Origin of the sequence: Neobacillus niacini (assembly GCF_036961885.1) — a bacterium.
GTDB lineage: Bacteria > Bacillota > Bacilli > Bacillales > Cytobacillaceae > Neobacillus > Neobacillus niacini_H.
Window position 1 is genome coordinate 129,016 of record NZ_JBALNQ010000029.1, and the last position, 17,392, is coordinate 146,407.

A 17,392-nucleotide genomic window follows, 5' to 3' on the forward strand; every position below is an offset into this window, starting at 1 on the left:
CTTATATTGTATCTTGGAACTAATTTTGCGCCGCCAGTCATTCATCCGACTCAACAATTTGTTAATCATACTTTCTCAACAACGGTGGTACCACATATCCACCCGAAACATATTACAACGATTAATCATCATATGTTCCAGCATAAACACTATTGTCCAACTACAGCTTCTTGCTGTGAGGTGTGCTGTAATGAGCACATCGACTGTTGCTGTCCAGGTGGTCCGACACCTATGCCAGCACCTGTTGGAATGCCGGCACCTGCGCCAATGGCTGTTGCCGGAGCACAGAGCAATGCATTACCAAATATGCCACCAAATATCGGACCAGGAATGGGGATGGGACCAGGAATGGGAATGGGGCCAGGCATGGCACCGGGAATGGGACCAGGCATGGCACCAGGAATGGGACCAGGCATGGCACCGGGACAATACCCACGTCCTCGAAGATTCTGGGGATAATAACACTAACAAGGGCAAAATTTGCCCTTGTTTTTTTCTTTTTAGGTTACCGACGCTACCATTATTTCTTATAAGGGTAAGATGACTTCGAAAACGGTACCATTTTTATCGCTCCAAAATTGAAGGGTACCATAATGATTTTCAATAATTTGTTTGGAAATCATTATTCCAAGACCAGTCCCGGTTTCCTTTGTTGTAAAGAATGGCTGCCCCAACCTATTTAGAATTGGCTGTGGTATTCCAGTGCCTGTATCTTTTATTAATATTTTTAACTTCTCTTCATTAAGTTTTAGTAACTCAATAGTAATTTTGCCACCTTCTGGCATTGCTTCAACGGCATTTTTGAGGAAGTTAATGAACACTTGTTTTATTTGATCTTTATCGCAGTTAACACTCAAATCCCCGATTTCATTAATGATCTCAATTTGAATATTATTCATTATGGCAAGAGTATCAATTAATGTTTTGCTTTCTTCAATTAAGGTTTTAATATTTGCAATTACAAATTTAATCTCATTTGGTTTTGCAAGAATTAAAAGTTCATTTAGGATAAGCTCAATCCTGTTCATCTCAGAATTAATTATGTCAAAGAATTGTTTATTATCAGTACGTGCTTCTATTAATTGTATAAACCCTTTGATTGCGGTAAGCGGATTGCGTACTTCGTGGCAGATGCCAGCAGCCAATTGTCCTGCAATAGTTAATTTTTCTGAGTTCAATAAGAGTCCTTGCGTTTTCTTTCTTTCCGTAATGTCCCTGATAATACTAATTACTTCAAGTAAATTCTGTGTATCGGGGTCGATTATCGGGTGACATATTGACTCCATCCAAATAAAAGTTCCGTCTTTCTTTTGAAATCGATACGACCCTCTAATATGCTCAAATTTAGCCATCAACATTTCACGGTCAGAAATAGCCCGTTCTAAATCATCTTTATGAATAAAATGTGAGAAATGTTTCCCAATTAACTCATCACTATTATATCCAAGAAGATGTTTACAAGAAGGAGAAACATAAATAACTTTTCCTAACAAATTCGTGCTTAATATAATGTCAAGAACGTTCTCTGTCAGTACACGATGGAATTCTTCAATTTTTCTAATTTCAATCTTTTTTTTCTTAAATTCTGTAATATCTTTTGCAGCAATATACACTCCAATAATTTCGTCATCTTCAATTATAGGAATAATTGATAAGTTTAAATCAATAACTTTTCCACTTTTGTTAATCATTTTACAATCAAAATTCTGAACTTGACCTAATACAGCTCGATGAAAATAATTAAATACCTTATCCAAACTTTCAATATGAGAGAGAGATTGGAATTTTTTTTTGATTAATTCATCAACAGAATATTCAGTCATATTTTCGAATAGTGAATTTACAAGCACAAATTGGCCGTCTAAAGTTAAAACACAAATAGCATCCTGATTTTGTGTGAAAAATCTCCATTTTTTCTTTTTACCTTTGTCTAAATGGTTTCTTAATAAAATTCCCTTTTCATTTTTTATTACTTCAATGGGACTGTTCATTTATCTATTCCAAATCCTTCCCCGATTAAACTATAGGAAAACATTACAGTATTTGTAATTATTTTTATCTTACTATTATTTTATATCCAACTGTTAAAACTTTCAATCTATTGGGTTAATTTTACTATTGACAAAAAATAGAGCATTATCATTAATTTAAAACGATAAATGACCGTGCAATCATTTATTAATATGGTGGGGAAGATTATAATGGATTTAGCCATGTAGAGGAGGGATGTATTTTTGCTTGAACGTTTAATAATCTCTGGCTATAAGGCCCACGAGTTAGGCATATATAAAGACAATCATCCGGGCGTAAATTACATAAAAAAGGCTATTGAAAAAGAACTTATTAGGCTTGTGGATGAGGGGTTAATTTGGGTCATTGTGAGTGGACAATCTGGGGTGGAATTGTGGTCAGCAGAGGTCGTTTTATCTTTAAAAAGAAAATTTCCCCAACTTAAATTGGCTGTGATGACTCCGTTTTTAGGGCAAGAAGAGAATTGGAAACCTGAAAAGAAAGAGACGTATCAAAGAATTATTCATCAAGCAGATTTCACAACAGCGATTTCAAAGCAGCCTTATCAGGGACCATGGCAATTTGTCCAAAAAAATAAATTCTTACTGAAGAAGTCTGACGGATTATTGATTTTGATTGATCAAGATAACGAAAATGGATCGTCAAGATATTTAATGCAAGAAGCTGAAAAATATGCTCAAACATCAAATTACGAAATAATCACCATTACACCATATGACCTTCAAGTAATTGTTGAAGAAGAAGAGTTAAAACGTTCGGATTTTTAGGGCTAATTCAATTGTAGGAAGAAAGAAGATTGACAAAATCACATATATTTGAAAAAATAATAGGTAATGATTGGCGAATGACTTGAGGTGAAACAAATGGTGACTGATAAAGTGAAACTAACCGCTAAGGATATATTAGAGAAAGAATTTAAAACAGGTGTAAGAGGGTATAAACAAGAAGATGTGGATAAGTATTTAGATTTAATAATCAAGGATTATGAAACATTTCAGCAGGAAATAGAAGATCTGCAGCAAGAGAACCTCCGCTTGCGAAAGCAATTAGAGGAAACATCTCGAAGACAGCCAGTAACGCAACCTGCAGGTACGACTAATTTTGATATCCTAAAGCGCTTATCGAATCTTGAAAAGCATGTATTTGGTAACAAGCTTTACGATTGAGAATAGTTCCCTGATTTCCATATTAATACCATTGATTAATAAAACACAAATGCATATAATAAAAAAGTACTCATTAATTACGTTCGGGTAATCGCTGCAAGTAGCTTAGGTTGCTTGTAGAGGAAAGTCCATGCTCGCACGAGCTGAGATGCTCGTAGTGTTCGTGCCTAGTGAATTCATAAGCTAGGGCAGCCTTGGCCATTGTGCTGGGTTGACGGCCGGGAAAATACCTAAGTCCTTATGGGATATGGTATGAATACCTATAAAAGTGCCACAGTGACGGAGCCTTTTCAGAAATGAAAAGGGTGGAACGGGTAAACCCCACGAGCGAGAAACCCAAATATTGGTAGGGGCACTTTCTCTAAGGAATTGAACGAGGAGAAGGACAGAATCAACTGAATCTGTAGATAGATGATTACCACCTAAGTACGAGGCGTCTAACGCCGATTGTAGTACACTGGTACAGAACATGGCTTACAGAACGTTTTTAATGAAAATAAAGTTAATGCATGCGACTCTCCTATGAGGAGAGTCTTTTTACTTTTAGAAAACAGTCTTTTTGCATGGGCTTACTGATTTTTGTCTATAATGGTATGATAGACTAGCAATATTCTTACATAATAAGGTGAAAAGTTAAGGGTGAACACAAAAATGGGAAAATATCAATTAATTGCTACAGCCGCAATGGGTCTGGAAGCATTAGTAGCAAAAGAAGTACGTGCTCTTGGTTATGAGTGTGAAGTAGAAAATGGCAAGGTAATCTATACAGGTGATGAAACTGCGATTGCCCGTAGTAACCTATGGCTTCGAACAGCAGACAGAGTGAAAATAAAAGTCGGTGAATTTAAAGCCTACACTTTTGATGAATTATTTGAGAAAACAAAAGCATTGCCATGGGAAAAGTATCTTCCTGAAGATGCAGAATTTCCGGTTACCGGTAAATCAGTAAAATCAAAACTATTTAGTGTATCAGATTGTCAGGCAATCGTGAAAAAAGCGGTCGTCGATCGAATGAAAAGTTATTATAAACGGGATTCTTGGTTTGAAGAGACGGGTGCCTACTTTCGAATTGAAGTAGCATTGTTAAAAGACGTTGCTACGATTACGATTGATACGAGCGGACAAGGTCTTCATAAACGAGGATACCGTGTTGACCAAGGGGAAGCGCCATTAAAAGAAACTCTTGCAGCTGCGTTAGTACAATTAACGAATTGGAAACCGGATAAACCGTTTATCGACCCTTTCTGCGGCTCAGGCACAATTCCAATTGAAGCGGCGTTGATTGGTCAGAATATCGCTCCAGGCTTTAACCGTGAATTTGTGTCGGAAAATTGGAATTGGTTTCCTGGTAATGTTTGGGATGAGGCACGTACAGAAGCAGAGGATTTAGCTAATTATGACCAGCCCTTGGATATAATGGGGACTGATATTGACCATCGAATGATCAAAATCGCTCAGGAAAATTCTTTTGAGGCAGGTCTTGGTGATCTCATTCAATATAAACAGATGCAAGTAAGAGATATTACCACCCCCAAAGAATATGGAACGATAGTTGGAAATCCTCCATATGGCGAGCGACTAGGTGATAAAAAAGCTGTCGAGCAAATGTACAAAGAAATGGGTCAGGCTTTTACTAAGCTTGATACCTGGTCTATTTATATTTTGACGTCAAATGAAGCGTTCGAGCAATTTTATGGTAAGCCAGCTACAAAAAAGCGGAAGTTATTTAATGGTTTTATTCGCACGGACCTTTATCAATATTGGGGAAAAAGACCGCCGCGGACATTTGAATGATAAAACACAACAATTGGAGCCTATAGAAAGGCTCCATTTAATTCGTTTTCTAGGAGGGGTTATATGCAAGACCGTATTCCATTTGTAGTTTCAAAAACTGAATCCTTTTATGACAAGCTTAGTGAATGGATTGGCGACTTATTTTATGATATTTTGCCCGAAGCAGGGTTTGAATTACGTGATGAACAAATCTTTATGGCCTTTCAGCTGGAAAAAGCATTTAAAGACAAGAAAGTTATGTTTGCTGAAGCCGGAGTTGGAACAGGTAAGACGATTGTTTTCTTACTATATGCGATTATGTACGCAAGATACACGAATAGACCTGCGATCATTGCCTGCGCAGATGAGACATTAATTGAGCAGCTTGTTAAAAAAGAAGGCGATATTGCCAAGCTCGAGAAAGTACTAGGGCTCAATATTGATGTGCGCTTAGCAAAATCGCGGGACCAATACCTTTGCTTAAAAAAGCTTGATTACGTTAGGCACGAAGACTTTAACGATGACATTGCAGGAATTTATGAGGAATTACCAGACTTTGTCCATAGTGAAGGTTCTATGCAAAAGTTTGAAAGATATGGTGATCGCAGGGACTATCCATCGTTGTCTGATGATACATGGGGAAAAATAAACTGGGATATGGTTCAAGACTGTTTTTCTTGTGAAAAAAGACATCGGTGTGGTCTGACATTAAATCGTGATTTTTACCGTCATGCGAATGACTTAATTATTTGCTCACATGATTTTTATATGGAGCATATTTGGACAAAAGAATCGCGAAAACGGGAAGGGCAGCTGCCTTTATTGCCTGAACATTCTTCCATTGTTTTTGATGAGGGTCACTTACTCGAATATGCAGCACAGAAGGCATTGAGCTATCGGTTTACCGATTCGACACTGGAGACGCTGTTAACAAGATTAATGGAAAATGAAGTACGTGAAAAAACGTTATATACCATTGAGGAAGCACTTTTAGACAATGATAAGTTCTTTAGTGCGATTTCACAGCATGCCGTCCCTGCAGAAGGGTCTGAAAAGCAAATGATTACCATGCATCCCTCTTTACTACAATATGGTACTACGCTGCTTAATAGGCTTCAATCAATAGAAGAAGAACTTGTTTTTGAAAGTGAATTGTATGTAATTAATGAATACGATTTAAAAATCGTTGAGGAATATTTAGAACAAATTACGTATTCATTATCACTTTTCCTTAAAGAAATGAATGGGATTACCTGGTTTGAGGAAAAGGGGCATGAACGAACACTAGTGATCATGCCGAAAATGGTAGAAGAAGTCATGAAGGAAGAAGTGTTTACGCAGAAAAAACCGTTTATTTTTTCTTCTGCGACACTGTCGAATGAGAAGAAATTTGATTATATCGCCAATAGTCTAGGAATTAAAGAATTTTTGTCCTTCTCTGTTGATTCTCCTTTTGATTATCAAGAAAAAATGGAAGTATTTCTGCCAACCTTTAATAAAGATTCAAATGACGCGAAACTTGATTATGTCATAAGTAAAATTATTCAATCAGAAGGACGGGCATTAATTCTTCTAAATAATCAAAATGAATTAAAAGAACTTAAACAAAAGCTCTCAGGAAACGTTCCATATCCTGTATATTTTGAAGGTGATGAAGAAATTAGCACGCTTGTTTCTAAGTTTCAAAATGAGGAGAATGCGATTCTCTGTACAATTCACCTTTGGGAAGGGTTAGATATTCCAGGAAGATCGCTAGAAAATGTGATGATTTTTTCACTGCCATTTCCACCCAATGACCCAGTGTTTACGGCTAAGAGAAATGGTGTTGCTGACCCGTTTGCAGAAGTGGATCTACCCTATATGCTGTTGCGCTTGAGACAGGGAATTGGCCGACTAATTAGGAGTGAAAATGATAATGGTTCGGTTCATATAATGTTAAATGAGGATATCGAACCGACACTATTGCAAAAAATTAAAGATGTTCTTCCAACGGAAGCAATAGAGGTATAAAGAAAAGGTCAGCCTTGGAGGCTGACCTTTTTCTTATCTACCCAATAATCTAAGTCCTTCTGGCGTCATTTTTTCTGGTGACCAAGCCGGCTCCCAAACAAGGGTAACATCAACGTTTCTTGTTTCTTCAATCCCTTGGACACTGTAGCGTACACCACTGGTAATACTGTCATGAAGTGGACAGCCAGGTGTTGTTAACGTCATCGTCACTGCTACATCATTCTCATCGGTCACATCAACATTATAAATTAATCCTAAATCAACAACATTAATATTTAATTCTGGATCGTATACAGTTTTTAACGCTTCAACCACTTTATCTTTTAAATTCATCATTAACACCTCTTTATTTTTTTAGAACCTTAAGGATACTTAAAGCAATAACGATCAAAACAATTGATAAAATCACTTGGCCTATATTAAAGAGCAAAATAGCTTTAAAGATGATCGATAGAAACACGGCGATAACAGCTATAATAAACAAGGTAAATACCGGAACAACAATTTTTTCGTTCATCATATCTTTTAAGGACGGAACGGCTTGTTTTCCAATTTCTTTACTATATTTATATGTCCACCATAGGAAGGGAACAATTTTATATAAATATCCCATAATACTAAGGACAATCCAAAGCATTAAATAAAGATAAACCAATGGACCTATTAGGGTTGAAGAGTCTTGACTCCATAAAGAAATGAAGGCAGCTACGTGTATAATATTTCCTAATCCAATTGCAACAATTGCAAATGTAAAAGGCTTATCCAGTTTTTTCTTCAATCTCTTTTTAATAATGATCGAAATGTGCCAGCTGAACACGGAAAAACCAGCAAGCAGTAAGAAAAACCCTGCTTTTGCGAGAAAACTATTACCGCTAAAAAAGGAAAATAGCGTAACCACGAGCCCAGTAACATAAAGACCATATACATATCTTGCCTGAACCATTGGAAATCCGTGTGATAATGCAAACATCGGAACCATCTTATAGGAAAATCCAAATATTAATAGAGTAAACCAGCCAGTCACCCCTAAAAGAAGGTGGCTTTTAAAGATCGCTTGGTAGAATTCAGCTGCAAAACCTGTTTGCAGTGAATAAATTAAGGTAATTCCCAAAAATATCGTTAAGAATAAACAAACAAGTGCACTGCCGACAAAGGCAGTTAGGATATTCGGTTTTGCTTGTGTTTTTAGTGTCATGAACATTTGAAATAAAAACATTAATATTCCTGACAGCATGAGAATTCCCGGTATCATTGCCTTTTGTGGTGAGACATAAAGCATAAAAGAAAAGGACGAGATTCCAATAGCAGTAACAAAAAACTGGATAAAACCAAATTTTTCATTCCAAATTTTCGTTAAGAATGCAACCGGAACTAGCTGGTACATCGCACCCATCGCCACCATGAGCGCCCAGCCTAAGATTAGCAAATGTGCTGCTGACCAAATTGCAGGTATCCGGAAACTGCCAGTAACCATCATTTGTCCGTTAACAAGCACTAATATTTGAGATAATACTAATGCAACTAAACTGAAAATAATAAATGAGAAAGGAAGCTTACTATTTGTTTCATTTCCCATAGACTGTGGAAGCATATTTCTACACCTTCTTAGCGGAAGATTTCTATTTTAAAACTTCCGTCGTTTTGTGGTTCTGTTCGCTGCTTGAAACCAAGTTCCTCAAGCTGTTCGTAAAGGAACATCGGTCTTCGATCATTAATAATCGTTAAAACTTCACCATCCGCCAAATTTTCCAAGGCTGCTAACGTTCTCATCATTGGCTGCGGCGGCTCCAAACCTCGATTATCTAGTATCATACTGATCACCTTTCTTTATTCTAGGTTAGGCATTCTTTGTAAAAGTCACTTTCCAGTGTTTTGCTTCAATTTCCTCTGCCTCATGGGTAAAGCCCTTGGCTTTTAAGACAGCAAACAATGGTGTAGGCTTAAAAGGGGCGTGGAGAATAAAAATATCATTATCATTTACTTCTTTTATCGCTTCCATAATTTTTTGAAAAGGTTCAATCTTATTCTTTAAATCTTCTCTCACATCTAACTCAATAATTTTCTGTTCCATATGTCACATCTCCTCGAATAATTTAGGGGTAATGTTGTTTTTAAAGGCCATTTGATTTGTCCTCTTTCTTCATTAACACCACCTGGATATTAGTAATTAGTAATTACCCTCATTTTAGCAGTGTTTGAAACACAATAATGTGACCTCCATCATAGTTTTGAAAATAATTCTCAATGAACTTCTATGCAAAAATCCACAAGGACTAATCTTGTGGATTTTCTTCATTCGTAGATTCATAACATTCGAAACAATAGACCTTTTTGTCATCAGACTGGACGCCGTTAAAGAAGCCATCCAGACAATATATTTCTTTGCTGCAAGCAATACAATGACCAACCAACTCTTTCATTTACACCCCTCCATCGAAAGCTATAAGCAAAATCACCCTAAAGGTGTGATGGTAAGCACTATAGGTGTTCATTTTATTTTTTATAATAAAAAGGAAGTTAACAAATAATAAGGAGTGAAAATAATGCTAACCTATGCAAAAATTATTCACGTACCAGATTTTCCACCACGAGAAAAACATCCAACGATTTTTAATGGATTTGACGAACTAAAATCAGGTGAATTCATGCAGATAGTGAACGATCACGACCCAAGACCACTTCAATATCAGTTTATGATGGAAAGACCTGAAGAATTTACTTGGGAATATGTTGAGCAAGGTCCAGAAGTTTGGAAAGTAACCATCGGCAAGAAATAGTCGGGTTACACTGAATTCCTCATTGAATACTTAATCTCTCAGCTTTCAGGAAACATTCTCTCTCCCTATAAATTATTAACAACAGATTTAACGTTCTGTTGTTTTTTTTATAGATTATCAGAAAAATGTGATAAAATACATATGGTTATTAAAAAGGGGGATTTAGTATGAGCCTTACACCACAACAAGTTGAAAAAAAGTTTTTAGATTTTGTTAAGAAAATGAGTGCCTATAATGAGGCATTAGGATTAATTTTTTGGGATCTGCGTACAGGCGCTCCAAAAGAAGGTATGGATCAACGCTCAGAGGTAATTGGAGTCCTTTCATCTGAAGTCTTTAGAATGTCTACTTCAGAAGAAATGGCAGCATACATAGCAACTTTATCAAAAAATGAACTATCTGAGACCACAAGAAAAATTCTTGAGGAATGTAAAAAAGAGTACGAACGAAATAAAAAGATCCCTGCTGAAGAATACAAGGAGTATGTCATTCTTCAATCAAAAGCAGAAACAGCATGGGAAGAAGCAAAAGAAAAATCAGATTTTGAAATGTTTAGACCTTACTTAGAAAAGCTGGTCGAAACAACAAAACGTTTTATCGATTATTGGGGCTATGAAGGAAATAAATATGACGTCTTGCTAGACCTATATGAGCCTGGAATTACGGTAAATATTCTTGATAAAGTGTTCGGAGATTTAAGGGATAAAATTGTTCCGTTGGTGAAACAAATTGCGGAATCAACAAATAAACCTAATACTGATTTTCTTTTTGAAGAGTTTAAAAAGGAAGATCAGCGTGCATTCAGCTTGGATATCCTCGCAAAAATAGGCTATAACTTCAACGCAGGCAGGCTGGATCAAACTGTTCATCCTTTTGCAACGGGTTTAAATCCTGGAGATGTCCGAATCACAACCAATTATGATGAAAAGGATTTTCGTACAGCCGTTTTCGGTACGATTCATGAAGGCGGTCATGCCTTGTATGAACAAAGTATTTCAAAAGACTTAGTTGGAACTCCATTATGTACGGGAACGTCAATGGGTATTCATGAATCACAATCACTATTTTACGAAAATATGGTCGGGCGTAGTTTCTCTTTTTGGAAAAACAATTATTCGTTATTAAAGACTTATGCCAGTGGTCAATTTGACGGAGTGACCATCGAAGATTTTTACCGAGCCATTAATGAGTCGAAGCCCTCATTAATTCGAATCGAGGCAGATGAATTAACCTATCCACTTCATATCATTATTCGTTATCAAATTGAAAAAGGGCTATTTAATGACGAGATAGAGGTAAAGGATCTTCCTAAGGTTTGGAATGAATTATATGAAGAATATTTAGGTATTACTCCAGAAAATGATGCAAAAGGCGTACTTCAGGATGTCCACTGGGCAGGTGGCAGTTTTGGATACTTCCCATCCTATGCACTTGGCTACATGTACGCGGCCCAGTTTAAGAAGAAAATGCTTGCTGATCTGCCAAACTTCGATCAGCTTTTGGAAGAAGGGAATTTACTGCCAATCAAGGAATGGCTGACGAAAAACATCCATCAATACGGTAAACTGAAAAAACCACTTGAGATTCTAAATGATGTAACAGGGGAAGGTTTAAATGCCCAATATTTAGTTGACTATCTGTACGAAAAGTATGGTAAGTTATATCAATTATAAATTTTAGAAGTGGAAGGGAAGACACTTATCCCTTCCACTTATTAGTATAGGGGGAGTGCAATGGGTAAGTTTGTTCCAATCATGTTTATTGCAATAAGCGCGGCATTATGGGGAATCATTGCAATATTTATTCGAAAGCTAGCTGATTTTGGCTTCACTTCTATGGAGATTGTTACACTGAGAGTAGTTTCAGCTGCCATTCTACTAGGTTTGATTGGAATGCTAAATTTTAAAGAACAGCTGAAAATCAGATTCTCTGATACAAAGTATTTTATTGGAACAGGGGTCTTTAGTATTGTACTATTCAACTGGTGCTATTTTACTTCCATTAATCAAATGAGTTTATCATTTGCCGTTATTTTACTCTATACAGCTCCGGCATTTGTGGTTGTCCTATCGTTTCTATTTTTAAAAGAAAAAATGGATAAGATGAAAATTGTTTCAGTACTGGGAACATTAGCTGGCTGTATCTTAATTGCTGGAGTAGGTGTATTTGACACAACCTCTTTCAGTTTAGTTGGGATTATTACCGGGGTCGGGGCAGGCTTTGGTTATGCCCTATATAGTATTTTTGGTAAATTTGCTTTGAGAAAATATTCACCATTCACTGTTACATTCTATACGTTCTTAGTTGCCTCTATTGCATTGCTGCCCTTTACCAACCTTTGGAAAAAGGCTAGTATTCTGGCAACTGGAGAAGTTCTTTTTTTCGGTATCGGGTTAGGGTTATTCCCGACAGTGCTAGCTTATCTTCTTTATACAAAAGGACTTGAGAAAATGGAGAGCAGCAAAGCGGCGATCGTTGCCACGGTGGAGCCAGTGGTTGCAACACTATTAAGCGTTTTTCTTTACAATGAAGGTTTTGGATTCATGCAATTGATCGGATCACTATTCATCCTACTCTCAGTCATTCTAATAAACATTCCCACATTTTCATTTCGAAAAAATAACACAAAAAAGGCTACAATCCAGTAGATTGCAGCCTTTAAGTTGTTGTTTACCAAGAACCCCAAGTTTTAAAGCCCTCAGATCCAGGTGGTGCATTTTGAATCATGTCAATAAACGGTATCGTGTATGCGAAAAGAATAAGTAGAGCAGTGATACCAAGCCATAGCTTCCAGTTTTCAAAAATCATTGGTGCTTTTTCTTCCAAATTCTCCGCTTCACCAACTGGGAATTCTTCTTCACCTTTAGGGGCGAAGAAAGCAAGATTAACAAAGATAATGAGGATTAAAATGATTCCTAGGAATAAAATGGATCCACCGACTGCTTGTGCAATTTGGTAGGGAATCCATTCCAGTGCTTGTGCTGAATCACCATAGGTTGAGAAGGCAGATCGTCTAGGACCGCCAAGAAGTCCTTGGAAGTGCATAGCGCCTGACATAAAGACCATTCCGATAAACCATACCCACCCTTGAATAATGGCTAACTTGTTCATTGCCTTTGTTAATTTACGTCCGGTTAAGTGGGGCACAAGCCAATATGAAATTCCAAAGAACGTCAAGACAACAGAGGTTGCAGCCGTTAAGTGGAAGTGGCCAGTTACCCAAATGGTGTTATGAACAACTTGGTTCATTTGGTTAGAAGCGTTAATGATACCACCTGCACCAGCAGGGATAAAGCTTGCCATCCCAATAAATGGAACGGTAAAACGAGCGTCCTTCCAAGGTAATACCTTGAACCAGCCAAAAAGACCAGTTGCCCCTTTAGAGCGTCCATATCTTTCAAATGTTGCAAATAAAGAGAATGCCGTCATCAACGATGGAACAATGACCATAAATGTTAGCACGACTTGTAAAAACTTCCATGCTGGATCAATTCCTGGCTCCGTTAATTGATGGTGGAAACCAACTGGAATGGAAAAAAGTAAAAATAATATAAAGGATAGACGTGCTAGTGAATCTGAGAAAATTTTTCCGCCGATAATTTTTGGTATGATGGCATACCAGCACATATAAGCTGGAAGTAACCAGAAATATACGAGCGGATGTCCGAAATACCAGAATAATGTACGGCTAATTAAAACATCAACAGTATCAACGATACCAAGTGACCATGGAAGTAATTGGAATAATACCGTTGAGGCTACTCCTAATGTTGCTACAATCCACATTACTGTATTAATAATCGCCATAAAGCTTAACAAAGGACTCGGTTTACCTGGATTTTCTTTCCGCCATCTAGCATACGTCATGATTTGGGCAGCACCATCAAGCCAGCTTCCCACAATAACGAATGTCAAACCTAGGTAAAAAATCCAGTGCGCTTTCAGTGGTGCATAGAATGTATAAAGTACAGATGCTTCCTTAAGTAAAACCATTGTTGCAGCCATAACAGTTCCAAGGGTCATCACCCAAAAGCCAATCCAGGCAATTCTCCGTGCGGCTGGAGAATGCGTGCCTGCTGTACGGCTCACTGCTGCATATTGAAATCCCATAATAAAGAATGTTGTTAATACAAGCCCCATTAATACACCATGGACGGTAAGAATTTGATAATAATCAATACCCCAAGGAAGCTCGAATTTACCTGAACGGACGAGAGTTTGTAGTAACCCCATAAGACCGCCTAAAGCTAGAGCAATAAAGGCAACATAAAAGTGTGCCATCGCAAGCTTTCCATCACGCGGATCAACTTTTAATTTTGTTGTTTGGCTGCTCATTATTTAACCACCTTTATCTTAGAACTCATTAAGTGGTGACCAGTACCACAATACTCGTTACAAACCACTAAATATTCGCCTTCTTTATCAAACGTTGTAACAATCTCGTTCACGTAACCCGGTTCAAGCATCATATTGATATTCGTTCCTGCTACTTGGAAACCATGAACGACGTCCTTCGTTGTAGCAATAACTTTTACTTTTGCTCCTAGCGGCACTTCTACTTCACCAGGATTATAGAGGAACGCAGACGCTACATATACTAATTCATAATCCCATTCTTTTCCTTCAACCTTGTTTAATCCAGGCTTATCGAATGGCGCCTCTGTATCTACCTTTTTTGGGTCAATGGTTGTCAAACAGCTAGGCGGCTTGTTTCCTAAGTAAAAAGCGCTTACACCTACAACTGATAAGAAAACCACTAGTGCGCCTACACCGAATATAAGCCAAATTTTTTCAAACTTATGAATATGCATGGTTTTTTCCCCTTTCTCTCTTTAAAAACGATCTAAAAATAAAAAATAAACACTTGCCCATGTGACAACTAAAAAGATTCCCAATAAGAAAACGGACGCTAAAGTTCCTTTAAGAGAAGAGCTGTCTTCAATTTCTGTTTTTTTATTTGATTTCAGTTCAACCTTTGCCATCCCCCAAAACCCCCTTCAGAAAATTAAAATAACAATAAGTTCTCTTTCATAATACAAAACAATTGTGAAGAAAAAATAACAAATTTGACAGTTCACAAAATGTTCATTCCTAAGATATCTACTATGGTAATGTTATAAACTTGATATATCAGTGATATATATCACAATAGTACCAAGGAGTTTGTGAACGAATTGTGAACTATCGCTTTATGCCTGTGATAAAAGTAATTGATTATGTATTTCCTGAATTAAAAACCTTGTTTTAATAACCATTGTCACAATTTTTTAACTTTTTAATAGTATGGAATAGATGTAATAGAATTTCGAGAAGCGAGCGTGTTATGAATGGAAAAGTATTATTGTGAACCATGCCGTCTCCTCTATAACGAAATCGAATATTGTAGAATTTGTGGGGCATTGGCTAATAAAAAGATTAAGATTGAAGTTCATTCTCAGTCAGAAAAGAATAAAGGTTTGTGAACATAAAAATGGAAAAGTTTTCGTAATGAACAGTATCCATATCCGGGTTATAATAAGAGAGCACAACAACAACAACCTTCAAAACGTTTGCTTCCCTCATGTGGGGAAGCTTTTTTTTGTACATAATTCTCCTTTTTTTGGTAAAAATACCAATACATACATTAAAGGAGAATGACCTGATGCCATCGATTCTTTCTGTTGCCGAAGCAATTCCCCCTTTTGAGATCAAACAAGAGCAAGCGGTGGACTTTGCCAGAGAGCTTTTTTCAGCAGGGTTTAAGGATATCGAAAGACTGCTCAAAGCATTCCAAAATGGACAAATCGAAAAAAGACACATCGTTAAAAGTATCGATTGGTTTAAGGAGGACCGTTCCTTTGCTGAGAAAAACAATGCCTACATTGAATCTGCAGTGAGTCTTGGGAAACAGGCTATTGTAAACTGCCTTACAAATATGAACTTTTTAAACAGAGAAATAGATTGTAAAGAAATTGATGTGATATTTTATATTTCAACAACGGGTATGGCTACTCCAAGTATCGAAGCAAGGATTATGAATCAATTGCCATTCCGGGAACATACAAAACGAATACCTATTTGGGGGCTAGGATGCGCAGGCGGTGCAGCGGGGTTATCGCGGGCATTTGAATACTGTCTTGCATTCCCTGATGCCAAGGTTCTAGTGCTGTCAATCGAACTCTGCAGTTTAACCTTTCAACGAAATGACTTTTCAAAAAGTAACTTAATTGGAACCTCATTATTTGCTGACGGTGTCTCTTGTGCAATGATATGTGGAGATCATGTAAACTGTCGTTCGTTGAGTGCGAAGCGGAATCTTCCGGCAATCATTAGCACCCAATCTACTCTAATGCCTGATTCTTTAGATGTAATGGGCTGGGATATTAGGGATCAAGGTCTTTTTGTTGTATTCTCAAGAGATATACCCGGTATTGTCGAAGAATGGCTAAAACCAAATGTAAGTAAGTTTTTATCCGAGAGTGAGTTGGAAATAATAGATATTGACTATTTTATTGCCCATCCCGGCGGTAAAAAAGTCATCGATGCTTATGTAAAGGCCTTAAGTATTCCAGCTTCCATGACTGATATTTCACTTGATGTATTGAAAAATTATGGAAACATGTCGTCGGCAACGATTTTATATGTACTTAGGCGGTTTATGGAATTAGATGGAGAAGCGGGCTCATATGGTCTTTGCACCGCACTTGGGCCTGGATTTAGTTCAGAATTACTCTTACTAAAATGGGGTGAGTAGTTGATACCGTTTTTTATAGTTATCTCGGTTATAATGTTTCAGCGTCTTATTGAACTAGTGATTGCCCGGAAAAATGAAAAGTGGATGAAAGAACAAGGTGCGATAGAATATGGGACGAATCATTATCTGTTTATCGTGCTGATGCATTGTATGTTTTTTTTATTTTTGATTTTAGAGAAAATTAGCTTCTCGCGTGAATTATCACCTATTTGGCCGCTATTAACTGTAGTATTTGTGGTTGCCCAGCTGATTAGAGTTTGGGCGATTTCGTCACTCGGACGGTATTGGAATACGAAAATTATTGTTTTACCGAATGTAGACGTCGTAAAAAAAGGACCGTACCGTTTTATCAAACATCCCAACTATTTAGTGGTTTCGATTGAGCTTATTTCCGTTCCATTACTCTTTGGCGCATACGTAACAGCATGTCTGTTTACGCTATTAAATATATGGATGCTGTCGATTCGGATTCCAGCAGAGGAAAGGGCGCTCCGGGAACTAACTGAATATGAAAGTAGTTTTATAAGCTGCAATCGGTTTCTGCCGAAATTGTTAAATAAATATGACAATTAACTTATGTATATTGAAAATGATTATCACCTGTGATATCCTATTTTTAAGTAAAGAATGAAAATCATTCTCATTCAAATTGATCGGATAGGAAGGTGTACTTATGGCTATTGCTTTAGTAGGTGGAACGGTAATCATATACGCATTTGTCATGAAACACGTTTTGAAAAATGTAACACATTAATGAAATATTGTTTTGGGCCAAGGAGAAATCCTTGGCTTTTTGTTTTGAATGGGGAGTAGTGGTTGTGGGAGTGACCGGTGAGGGTGAGGATAGTGGGGTTGGGTAACTATGGGGCATCTATAGTGACCGAGGAGTAGCTGGAAAAGTA

The 17,392-nt window shown here is 37.2% G+C and carries 19 protein-coding genes and 1 other RNA gene; 11 read left to right on the forward strand and 9 right to left on the reverse strand.

Annotated elements, in window-relative coordinates:
* The first annotated feature begins 6 nt into the window (after positions 1-6).
* Entirely contained in the window at positions 7-459 is a 453-nt protein-coding gene (locus V7124_RS13695; RefSeq protein WP_335489942.1) for a CotD family spore coat protein, read from the forward strand.
* 68 nt (positions 460-527) lie between these two features.
* On the opposite strand, the gene V7124_RS13700 is transcribed toward V7124_RS13695, so the two are convergent.
* Positions 528-1,991: a PAS domain S-box protein gene (locus V7124_RS13700; RefSeq protein ID WP_335489944.1), complete on the reverse strand. Its 1,464-nt coding sequence runs from the start codon at positions 1,989-1,991 to the stop codon at positions 528-530.
* 243 nt (positions 1,992-2,234) lie between these two features.
* Here V7124_RS13700 and V7124_RS13705 point away from each other — a divergent pair, with 243 nt between their 5' ends.
* The 5 genes from V7124_RS13705 to V7124_RS13725 all read left to right on the forward strand — a co-directional run bounded on the left by V7124_RS13705 (position 2,235) and on the right by V7124_RS13725 (position 6,980).
* Positions 2,235-2,798 carry a DUF1273 domain-containing protein gene (locus V7124_RS13705; RefSeq protein WP_335419965.1) on the forward strand — a complete coding sequence of 188 codons (564 nt, stop codon included), beginning with the start codon at positions 2,235-2,237 and terminating at the stop codon, positions 2,796-2,798.
* Between the two features lie 96 nt (positions 2,799-2,894).
* Positions 2,895-3,197, forward strand: a complete 303-nt coding sequence (gpsB, locus tag V7124_RS13710) for a cell division regulator GpsB (protein WP_179156894.1) — start codon at positions 2,895-2,897, stop codon at positions 3,195-3,197.
* A gap of 79 nt (positions 3,198-3,276) precedes the next feature.
* Positions 3,277-3,679: RNase P RNA component class B (gene rnpB, locus V7124_RS13715), an RNA gene on the forward strand.
* 169 nt (positions 3,680-3,848) lie between these two features.
* Entirely contained in the window at positions 3,849-4,991 is a 1,143-nt protein-coding gene (locus V7124_RS13720) for a THUMP domain-containing class I SAM-dependent RNA methyltransferase (RefSeq protein ID WP_335489948.1), read from the forward strand.
* 63 nt (positions 4,992-5,054) lie between these two features.
* Positions 5,055-6,980, forward strand: coding sequence for an ATP-dependent DNA helicase (locus V7124_RS13725; protein ID WP_335489951.1), 1,926 nt, complete (start codon positions 5,055-5,057; stop codon positions 6,978-6,980).
* Positions 6,981-7,013: 33 nt separating this feature from the next.
* Here the strand turns inward: V7124_RS13725 and V7124_RS13730 are convergent, their stop codons facing one another.
* The 5 genes from V7124_RS13730 to V7124_RS13750 form a co-directional block, all read right to left on the reverse strand.
* Entirely contained in the window at positions 7,014-7,313 is a 300-nt protein-coding gene (locus V7124_RS13730) for a metal-sulfur cluster assembly factor (protein WP_335420019.1), read from the reverse strand.
* Positions 7,314-7,326: 13 nt separating this feature from the next.
* Positions 7,327-8,571: a hypothetical protein gene (locus tag V7124_RS13735; protein WP_335489954.1), complete on the reverse strand. Its 1,245-nt coding sequence runs from the start codon at positions 8,569-8,571 to the stop codon at positions 7,327-7,329.
* 14 nt (positions 8,572-8,585) lie between these two features.
* Positions 8,586-8,792 carry a DUF2249 domain-containing protein gene (locus V7124_RS13740; RefSeq protein ID WP_335419981.1) on the reverse strand — a complete coding sequence of 69 codons (207 nt, stop codon included), beginning with the start codon at positions 8,790-8,792 and terminating at the stop codon, positions 8,586-8,588.
* Between the two features lie 25 nt (positions 8,793-8,817).
* Positions 8,818-9,051 (reverse strand): DUF2249 domain-containing protein, encoded by a 234-nt coding sequence (locus tag V7124_RS13745; RefSeq protein ID WP_335489957.1) that lies wholly within the window; start codon positions 9,049-9,051, stop codon positions 8,818-8,820.
* Between the two features lie 202 nt (positions 9,052-9,253).
* Positions 9,254-9,400, reverse strand: coding sequence for a hypothetical protein (locus V7124_RS13750; protein WP_335419986.1), 147 nt, complete (start codon positions 9,398-9,400; stop codon positions 9,254-9,256).
* Positions 9,401-9,523: 123 nt separating this feature from the next.
* On the opposite strand from V7124_RS13750, the gene V7124_RS13755 reads away from it, so the two are divergent.
* The 3 genes from V7124_RS13755 (at position 9,524) to V7124_RS13765 (ending at position 12,405) form a co-directional block, all read left to right on the forward strand.
* Entirely contained in the window at positions 9,524-9,757 is a 234-nt protein-coding gene (locus V7124_RS13755; protein WP_335489960.1) for a DUF2249 domain-containing protein, read from the forward strand.
* Positions 9,758-9,924: 167 nt separating this feature from the next.
* A complete protein-coding gene (locus V7124_RS13760; RefSeq protein ID WP_335489963.1) occupies positions 9,925-11,430 on the forward strand; it encodes a carboxypeptidase M32 in 1,506 nt (501 codons plus the stop codon).
* Between the two features lie 60 nt (positions 11,431-11,490).
* On the forward strand, positions 11,491-12,405 hold the full coding sequence (locus V7124_RS13765; protein ID WP_335489966.1) for a DMT family transporter: 915 nt from the start codon (positions 11,491-11,493) through the stop codon (positions 12,403-12,405).
* A 22-nt stretch (positions 12,406-12,427) separates the two neighbouring features.
* Here the strand turns inward: V7124_RS13765 and V7124_RS13770 are convergent, their stop codons facing one another.
* From V7124_RS13770 to V7124_RS13780, 3 genes are read right to left on the reverse strand one after another with little or no spacing between them, the layout of a single operon-like run.
* The gene (locus V7124_RS13770; protein ID WP_335420000.1) at positions 12,428-14,092 is read right to left on the reverse strand and encodes a b(o/a)3-type cytochrome-c oxidase subunit 1; all 1,665 of its coding nucleotides are present in this window, start codon (positions 14,090-14,092) and stop codon (positions 12,428-12,430) included.
* On the reverse strand, positions 14,092-14,568 hold the full coding sequence (locus tag V7124_RS13775) for a cytochrome c oxidase subunit II (RefSeq protein ID WP_335420003.1): 477 nt from the start codon (positions 14,566-14,568) through the stop codon (positions 14,092-14,094). Before V7124_RS13775 ends, V7124_RS13770 begins: the two co-directional genes overlap by 1 nt.
* Before the next feature lie 21 nt (positions 14,569-14,589).
* Entirely contained in the window at positions 14,590-14,739 is a 150-nt protein-coding gene (locus tag V7124_RS13780; protein ID WP_335489969.1) for a cytochrome c oxidase subunit 2A, read from the reverse strand.
* Positions 14,740-15,398: 659 nt separating this feature from the next.
* Between V7124_RS13780 and V7124_RS13785 the strand changes: the two genes are divergently transcribed.
* Together V7124_RS13785 and V7124_RS13790 are read left to right on the forward strand one after the other, a co-directional pair.
* Positions 15,399-16,490: a type III polyketide synthase gene (locus V7124_RS13785; RefSeq protein ID WP_335489971.1), complete on the forward strand. Its 1,092-nt coding sequence runs from the start codon at positions 15,399-15,401 to the stop codon at positions 16,488-16,490.
* Between the two features lie 33 nt (positions 16,491-16,523).
* Positions 16,524-17,063, forward strand: coding sequence for an isoprenylcysteine carboxyl methyltransferase family protein (locus tag V7124_RS13790; protein WP_335489974.1), 540 nt, complete (start codon positions 16,524-16,526; stop codon positions 17,061-17,063).
* Positions 17,064-17,392: the final 329 nt, after the last annotated feature.